Genomic DNA, 7,542 nt, shown 5'->3' with positions numbered 1-7,542 from the left:
GGGGAGGGGAGGAGGACGCGGCGCAGGCGCCGCCCTGGAAGGGGCTCGACGTCGGCTCCCCGTTCGACTACCGCAAGCAGGGCATCCTGTATGTGGCCAAGCACCTCTCGCCGCCCGGCCGGGACAGCTCGCGGTCCGACATGCTGGACGAACTGTCCGAGCTGGTGGAGGCCGCGGGCGGGCGCACCCTCGGGCTCTTCTCGTCCATGCGGGGCGCCCAGACCGCCGCCGAGGAGCTGCGGGGGCGGCTCGGGCTGCCCATCCTGCTGCAGGGCGAGGAGACGCTGGGCGAGCTGATCCGCCGCTTCGCCGAGGACCCGGCCACGTGTCTGTTCGGGACGCTGTCGCTCTGGCAGGGGGTGGATGTGCCGGGGCCGAACTGCCAGCTGGTGGTGATGGACAGAGTGCCGTTCCCGCGGCCCGACGACCCGCTGATGAGCGCCCGGCAGAAGGCCGTCGAGGAGGCGGGGGGCAACGGCTTCATGGCCGTCGCCGCGAGCCACGCGGCGCTGCTGATGGCACAGGGCGCGGGCAGGCTGGTGCGCGCGACGGGGGACCGTGGGGTGGTCGCCGTCCTCGACCCCCGGCTGGAGCGGGCGCGGTACGGCGGCTTCCTGCGCGCCTCGATGCCCGACTTCTGGTACACCACGGACCGCAACCAGGTGCGCCGCTCGCTGGCGGCCATCGACGCCGCGGCGCAGCCGGACTGACGTGCCCCGCCCGGTCCGTGCGCACGGCGGTCCGGCGCCCGGAACCCCGAAAGGCCGCTGGGTCCAGTGCGGAGGGAACCAGCGGCCTTGTCAGGGACCGGAGAGTGGAGCCGGGCGGTGCGGGGCGGGCCTCACACCCGGCGGAGGACGGCGACGACCTTGCCGAGGATGGTCGCGTCGTCCCCGGGGATGGGCTGGTACGCCGAGTTGTGCGGGAGCAGCCACACATGGCCCTCCTCGCGCTTGAAGCGCTTGACGGTCGCCTCGCCGTCGAGCATGGCCGCGACGATGTCGCCGTTCTCCGCGACGGGCTGGCGGCGGACGGTGACCCAGTCACCGTCGCAGATCGCGGCCTCGACCATCGAGTCACCGATGACCTTCAGGACGAACAGCTCGCCGTCGCCCACCAGTTGGCGGGGGAGCGGGAAGACGTCCTCGACCGACTCCTCGGCCAGGATGGGCCCGCCGGCCGCGATCCGGCCGACCAGCGGAACGTACGAGGCGGAGGGCTTGCCCGTGGTGTCGGCGGTCGCCTGGGTGCTGGGGGTGTCCGAGCCGCGGACCTCGTACGCGCGCGGGCGGTGCGGGTCGCGGCGCAGGAATCCCTTCCGCTCCAGGGCCATCAGCTGATGGGCGACGGAGGAGGTGCTGGAGAGGCCGACCGCCTGGCCGATCTCGCGCATGGACGGCGGGTAACCGCGCCGCTGCACCGAGTCCCTGATCACCTCGATCACGCGGCGCTGCCGGTCCGTGAGCCCGGAGCTGTCCGCCCTGATGCCGGGAGGCCGGCCGGGCAGCGAGCGCTTCGGCTGCTGCCCCTCCTGGCCTTCCGGGCTCATGGCGTCCGGCACCGGTTGAATCTGGTCCAGCGACTGCGCTGACCGGTTCTGGGAGGTGATGGTGGCGCTGTCTGCGGTGGTGGTCACGTCGGCCCCTCTCGACTGGCTTCTCCCTAGTTGGACAACGGTAGTTGCTTTCGAAAGGTTGCGCCAAACACACGTTCGAGTGAAAATTTGGCGTTCGCCTGACTTCATGGGCTTGGTGGGTGTATAGCCCTGTCTCGCAGCTCGCGATCCCGCTCCGCCTCGTGGGCTCCCAGGATCCCGTCCGTCCCGCGCCCCGGCCGGGGCGGCCGGCGGCCCGCACAGTCTCGCAGGCGCGCCCCGGCCGCCGTCCCGCGCCCCGCTTCCCGTACGCTCGTGCCGCCCGCGGCCCGCGACACGCGTAGGGCCGCGTTGACGTCCGGATACCAGATCTAGTGGTTTGATGAGCGCACGCCACCACAAGTTGTGGTCCCCGGTGCTCGTCCCGGGAGAACTTCACCTATGCTGGTGGCTGCTTCGCGAGTCCTGTGCGACAGGGCGGACGAGGCTGTACCAGTCATGCGCGGTGAGGGTCCTGAGGGCCCTGGGAGGGTGGAAAACGATGCACTGCCCCTTCTGCCGGCACCCGGACAGCCGCGTGGTCGACAGCCGGACCACCGACGACGGCACCGCGATCAGGCGACGGCGCCAGTGTCCGCACTGCTCCCGCCGCTTCACCACGGTGGAGAACGCGTCACTGACCGTGATCAAGCGCAGCGGCGTGACCGAGCCCTTCAGCCGCGACAAGGTCATCGCGGGCGTCCGCAAGGCATGCCAGGGGCGCCCGGTCACCGAGGACGCGCTCGCCCAGCTCGGCCAGCAGGTCGAGGAGGCGGTGCGGGCCACCGGGAGCGCGGAGCTGTCCACCCATGACGTCGGGCTCGCCATACTGGGCCCGCTCCAGGACCTGGACCTTGTGGCGTATCTGCGCTTCGCGTCCGTCTACAAGGCGTTCGAGTCACTGGAGGACTTCGAGACCGCTGTCGCCGAGCTGCGCGCGGCGCGGCGCGCCCCCGCTCCCGACGCCGAGGGCGCCGAGGGCCGGGACCCGGACGAGCCGGGTGCGGGGCCCGCGGCCCCGGCGGGCAGGGCGGCCGGGAGCCCGGGAGCGCCGCCGTCCGCGGCCTCCGGATCCCCCGGAGCGGGCGGAAAGACGGGAGCGGGCGGGGACAGCGCGGTCCCCGCCCCCCTGGCCGCCGCCGACTGAGCGCCCGCGGCGCGGCACAGCGCGGCGGGGCACGGGCGCGGCGACGGCCCGACATCACAGCGACACGGATCGCTACCAGACCCGGCCGGGGCACCATGCGTGCCCGGGTCGCCGGAACAGGCACAGAACAGGCACGGTTTCCCGGGAAGAACCGGGGCACGTTGGGGCGTTATGCCCCATACAGGGAGGCGGAATGACAGAGACGACGAGCGGCCCGGCGCGCGGCTCCCGCGCGAAGGGCGGCGGCAAGGCGAGCAAGGGGCTGCGTATCGAACGCATCCACACCACTCCCGGCGTGCACCCGTACGACGAGGTCAGCTGGGAGAGCCGCGACGTCGTCATGACCAACTGGCGCGACGGCTCGATCAACTTCGAGCAGCGCGGCGTCGAGTTCCCCGACTTCTGGTCGGTGAACGCGGTCAACATCGTGACGAGCAAGTACTTCCGCGGCGCCCTCGGCACCCCCCAGCGGGAGACCAGCCTCAAGCAGCTCATCGACCGCGTGGTGCGTACGTACCGCGAGGCCGGTGAGAAGAACGGTTACTTCGCCAGCGCCGAGGACGCCGAGATCTTCGAGCACGAACTGGCGTACGCCGTGCTCCACCAGATCTTCGCCTTCAACTCCCCGGTCTGGTTCAACGTCGGCACCAAGCAGCCGCAGCAGGTCAGCGCCTGCTTCATCCTGTCCGTCGACGACTCGATGGAGTCGATCCTCGACTGGTACAAGGAAGAGGGGATGATCTTCAAGGGGGGCTCCGGCGCCGGCCTGAACCTCTCCCGGATCCGCTCCTCCAAGGAGCTGCTCTCCTCGGGCGGCAACGCCTCGGGCCCGGTCTCCTTCATGCGCGGCGCCGACGCCTCCGCCGGGACGATCAAGTCGGGCGGCGCCACCCGCCGCGCGGCCAAGATGGTCGTGCTGGACGTGGACCACCCGGACGTCGAGGCATTCATCGACACCAAGGTCAAGGAGGAGGAGAAGATCCGCGCCCTGCGCGACGCGGGCTTCGACATGGACCTGGGCGGGGACGACATCACCTCCGTCCAGTACCAGAACGCCAACAACTCGGTCCGGGTCAACGACGAGTTCATGAAGGCCGTCGAGTCGGGCTCGAAGTTCGGACTGCGCTCGCGGATGACCGGCGATGTGCTGGAGGAGGTCGACGCGAAGGCGCTCTTCCGCAAGATGGCCGAGGCCGCCCACGTCTGCGCCGACCCCGGCATCCAGTACGACGACACCATCAACCGCTGGCACACCTCGCCGGAGACCGGCCGGATCACCGCCTCCAACCCCTGCAGCGAGTACATGCACCTGGACAACTCCTCGTGCAACCTCGCCTCGCTGAACCTGATGAAGTTCCTCCGCGACGACACTGAGGCCGACAGCGGTTCCGCCGCCGGGGGCACCATGTCGTTCGACGCGGAGCGCTTCGCCAAGGTCACCGAGCTGGTCATCACGGCGATGGACATCTCCATCTGCTTCGCCGACTTCCCGACCGAGAAGATCGGCGAGACCACCCGCGCCTTCCGCCAGCTCGGCATCGGCTACGCCAACCTCGGCGCCCTGCTGATGGCCACCGGCCACGCCTACGACAGCGACGGCGGCCGGGCGCTCGCCGGTGCCATCACCTCCCTGATGACCGGCACCTCCTACAAGCGGTCGGCCGAGCTCGCCGCCGTCGTCGGCCCGTACGAGGGCTACGCCCGCAACGCCGAGGCGCACCAGCGGGTCATGAAGCAGCACGCGGACGCCAACGGCTCGGCCGCCCGCATGGACGACCTGGACACCCCGGTGTGGGCGGCGGCCACCGAGGCGTGGCAGGACGTGCAGCGGCTCGGCAAGAAGAACGGCTTCCGCAACGCCCAGGCGTCCGTGCTGGCCCCGACCGGCACCATCGGCCTGATGATGGACTGCGACACCACCGGCGTCGAGCCCGACCTGGCCCTGGTCAAGTTCAAGAAGCTGGTCGGCGGCGGTTCGATGCAGATCGTGAACAACACCGTGCCGAAGGCCCTCAAGCGGCTCGGCTACCAGCCGGAGCAGGTCGAGGCGATCGTCGAGCACATCGCCGAGCACGGCAACGTGGTGGACGCCCCCGGCCTTCGCCCCGAGCACTACGAGGTCTTCGACTGCGCCATGGGCGAGCGCTCCATCTCGCCGATGGGGCATGTGCGGATGATGGCCGCGGCCCAGCCGTTCCTCTCCGGCGCCATCTCCAAGACGGTCAACATGCCCGCGAGCAGCACCGTCGAGGACGTCGAGGAGATCTACCTCCAGGGCTGGAAGCTGGGCACCAAGGCGCTCGCCGTCTACGTCGAGAACAGCAAGGTCGGCCAGCCGCTGTCCGCGAAGGCCAAGGAGGAGGAGAAGGCGGCCGAGCCGGAGAAGATCGTCGAGTACCGCCCGGTCCGCCGCCGCCTCCCCAAGGGGCGCCCCGGCATCACCACCTCGTTCACGGTGGGCGGCGCCGAGGGCTATATGACGGCGAACTCCTACCCCGACGACGGCCTCGGCGAGGTCTTCCTGAAGATGTCCAAGCAGGGCTCGACCCTCGCGGGCATGATGGACGCCTTCTCGATCGCCGTCTCGGTGGGTCTGCAGTACGGCGTGCCGCTGGAGACCTATGTCTCCAAGTTCACCAACATGCGCTTCGAGCCCGCCGGGATGACCGACGACTCGGACGTGCGGATGGCGCAGTCGATCGTCGACTACATCTTCCGCCGTCTGGCGCTGGACTTCCTCCCGTTCGAGACCCGGTCGGCCCTGGGCATCCACTCGGCCGCCGAGCGGCAGCGGCACCTGGAGACCGGCTCGTACGAGCCGTCGGACGAGGAGTTCGACGCGGACGGACTGGCGCAGTCCGCGCCGAAGGCGGAGCAGAAGGCGGCAGCCCAGTCCTCCGCGGCCGACTCCCCGCAGTCCGGAGACGCCGCGTTGGCTCCGGCCCCGGCTCCGCAGGAGGCGCACAGCTCCACGGAGCTCCTGGAGATGCAGCTCGGTCTGAACGCCGACGCGCCGCTCTGCTTCTCCTGCGGCACCAAGATGCGCCGCGCCGGCAGCTGCTACCTCTGCGAGGGGTGCGGCTCCACCAGCGGCTGCAGCTGACCTGACCTGACCTGAGCGAGGGGAGGGGGCGCGTCGGCGCCCCCTCCCGCGCTCGTGCTACCGGGCGCGTGCCGAGCACCCGTCGGCTCCGGTTCGCGCGCCGGTGGGTCACCAGGATGGCCGTACGATAGCGCGGTGCTGGTCAAGTGGATGCGTTGCACTGTGGTGGACCGCCGCGGCTTCGAGCGTGGGCAGCGGAGGTGGGCCGGGCTGCTCGGCGAGCCCGGATTCCGGGGGCAGGGCGGCGGCTGGGGCCGGTCGGGGAACGACATCGTGCATCTGTTCGGCTTCTGGGAGAGCCGGGCCTTCTACGACTCGTTCATGGCCCGCTCGCACGACCGGCTGCACGCCGCTCAGCTCGGCACCTACACGGATCTGCGGGTGCGGCTCTTCGAGTTCCGCTTCGAGGTGAAGGCCGGGTTCCGCCCGGTCTTCACCGACGCCGACCTGCTGCGCGTCGCCCACTGCCGGGTGCGCCCCGAGCGGGCCGAGCACTACACCCTGATGCAGGAGAAGGTGTGGAACCCGGCCATGGCCGGGTCGCCCGGGATGCTGCGCGGCGTATTCGCACAAGCACATGCAGAGGATGAGTTCCTGGTCCTGTCGATGTGGGATTCGACGGCCGAGCACGGAAAGTACCGCACCGAACGCGTAGAGCGGCTGGCGCTGCGCGCGCAGACGGGAGCGGACGTGACCGCCGTTGCCGGAGATGTGATTGATATTGAGCCGTCCTGGACCGTCTGACATACGGTAGGAATCATGGCCCGTCCCGTTCGTATCGTTCTCCTCCGGCACGGCGAGTCCGAGGGCAACTGCGACGACACCATCTACGAGCGGGTACCGGACCACGCCCTCGCGCTGACCGAGCGGGGTGTGCGCCAGGCCGAGGAGGCCGGGAAGCGGCTGCGCGAGACATTCGGCCGCGAACGCGTGTCCGCCTACGTCTCGCCTTACCGCCGCACCAGGGAGACCTTCGGCGCCCTGGGACTCGACACTTCACTCGTACGCGTACGGGAAGAACCCCGGCTGCGTGAACAGGACTGGGGCAACTGGCAGGACCGCGACGACGTCCGCCAGCAGAAGAAGTACCGCGACGCCTACGGCCACTTCTTCTACCGCTTCGCGCAGGGCGAGTCGGGCGCCGACGTCTACGACCGGGTGGGCGCCTTCCTGGAGAGCCTCTGGCGCAGCTTCCAGGCCCCCGACCACCCGCCGCACGTCCTGCTGGTGACGCACGGGCTGACCATGCGGCTGTTCTGCATGCGCTGGATGCACTGGACGGTCGAGGAGTTCGAGGCCCTGTCGAACCCCGGGAACGGCGAGACCCGGACGCTGCTGCTCGGCACCAACGGGCGCTACCACCTGGACCGCCCCTTCGAGCGATGGCGCACACCCCGTTCGTACGGGTTTCCGGGACCGGCGGGCTAGAGTCGTCGTCACCATGAGCGCTGACTCCCTCCACCGCCACGCGTGCAGTGAGCGGGCCGTACGCGCCCTCGCCAGCCTGCGCGGGCTGGCGGTCGGCGACGCCCTGGGCTCACAGTTCTTCGTCCCCGCACACCACGCGCTGCCCCGCCGCAGCGAACTGCCGCCCGGCACCTGGCAGTGGACCGACGACACCGAGATGGCCTGCTCCGTGGTCGCCGTCATGGCCGCGAC

The 7,542-nt window shown here is 70.5% G+C and carries 7 protein-coding genes; 6 read left to right on the top strand and 1 reads right to left on the bottom strand.

Annotation, left to right across the window (positions count from 1 at the left end):
- Positions 1-710: ATP-dependent DNA helicase (locus tag G5C65_RS27080; RefSeq protein ID WP_165301562.1), on the top strand; the 710-nt coding region annotated here is incomplete at its 5' end.
- Between the two features lie 131 nt (positions 711-841).
- Here G5C65_RS27080 and lexA read toward each other — a convergent pair.
- The gene (lexA, locus tag G5C65_RS27075) at positions 842-1,636 is read right to left on the bottom strand and encodes a transcriptional repressor LexA (RefSeq protein ID WP_165301561.1); all 795 of its coding nucleotides are present in this window, start codon (positions 1,634-1,636) and stop codon (positions 842-844) included.
- Positions 1,637-2,135: 499 nt separating this feature from the next.
- Here lexA and nrdR point away from each other — a divergent pair, with 499 nt between their 5' ends.
- The 5 genes from nrdR to G5C65_RS27050 all read left to right on the top strand — a co-directional run.
- Positions 2,136-2,780, top strand: a complete 645-nt coding sequence (gene nrdR, locus G5C65_RS27070) for a transcriptional regulator NrdR (protein WP_165301560.1) — start codon at positions 2,136-2,138, stop codon at positions 2,778-2,780.
- Positions 2,781-2,973: 193 nt separating this feature from the next.
- Complete coding sequence (locus tag G5C65_RS27065) at positions 2,974-5,883, top strand: vitamin B12-dependent ribonucleotide reductase (RefSeq protein WP_165301559.1); 2,910 nt, start codon at positions 2,974-2,976, stop codon at positions 5,881-5,883.
- A 135-nt stretch (positions 5,884-6,018) separates the two neighbouring features.
- Complete coding sequence (locus G5C65_RS27060) at positions 6,019-6,627, top strand: DUF4937 domain-containing protein (RefSeq protein ID WP_165301558.1); 609 nt, start codon at positions 6,019-6,021, stop codon at positions 6,625-6,627.
- A gap of 15 nt (positions 6,628-6,642) precedes the next feature.
- Positions 6,643-7,311, top strand: coding sequence for a histidine phosphatase family protein (locus G5C65_RS27055; RefSeq protein ID WP_165301557.1), 669 nt, complete (start codon positions 6,643-6,645; stop codon positions 7,309-7,311).
- A gap of 13 nt (positions 7,312-7,324) precedes the next feature.
- Positions 7,325-7,542: ADP-ribosylglycohydrolase family protein (locus G5C65_RS27050; protein WP_165301556.1), on the top strand; the 218-nt coding region annotated here is incomplete at its 3' end.

It is taken from the genome of Streptomyces boncukensis (genome assembly GCF_011045075.1).
Lineage (GTDB): Bacteria > Actinomycetota > Actinomycetes > Streptomycetales > Streptomycetaceae > Streptomyces > Streptomyces boncukensis.
This window is presented reverse-complemented; position numbering and strand designations above follow the sequence as displayed.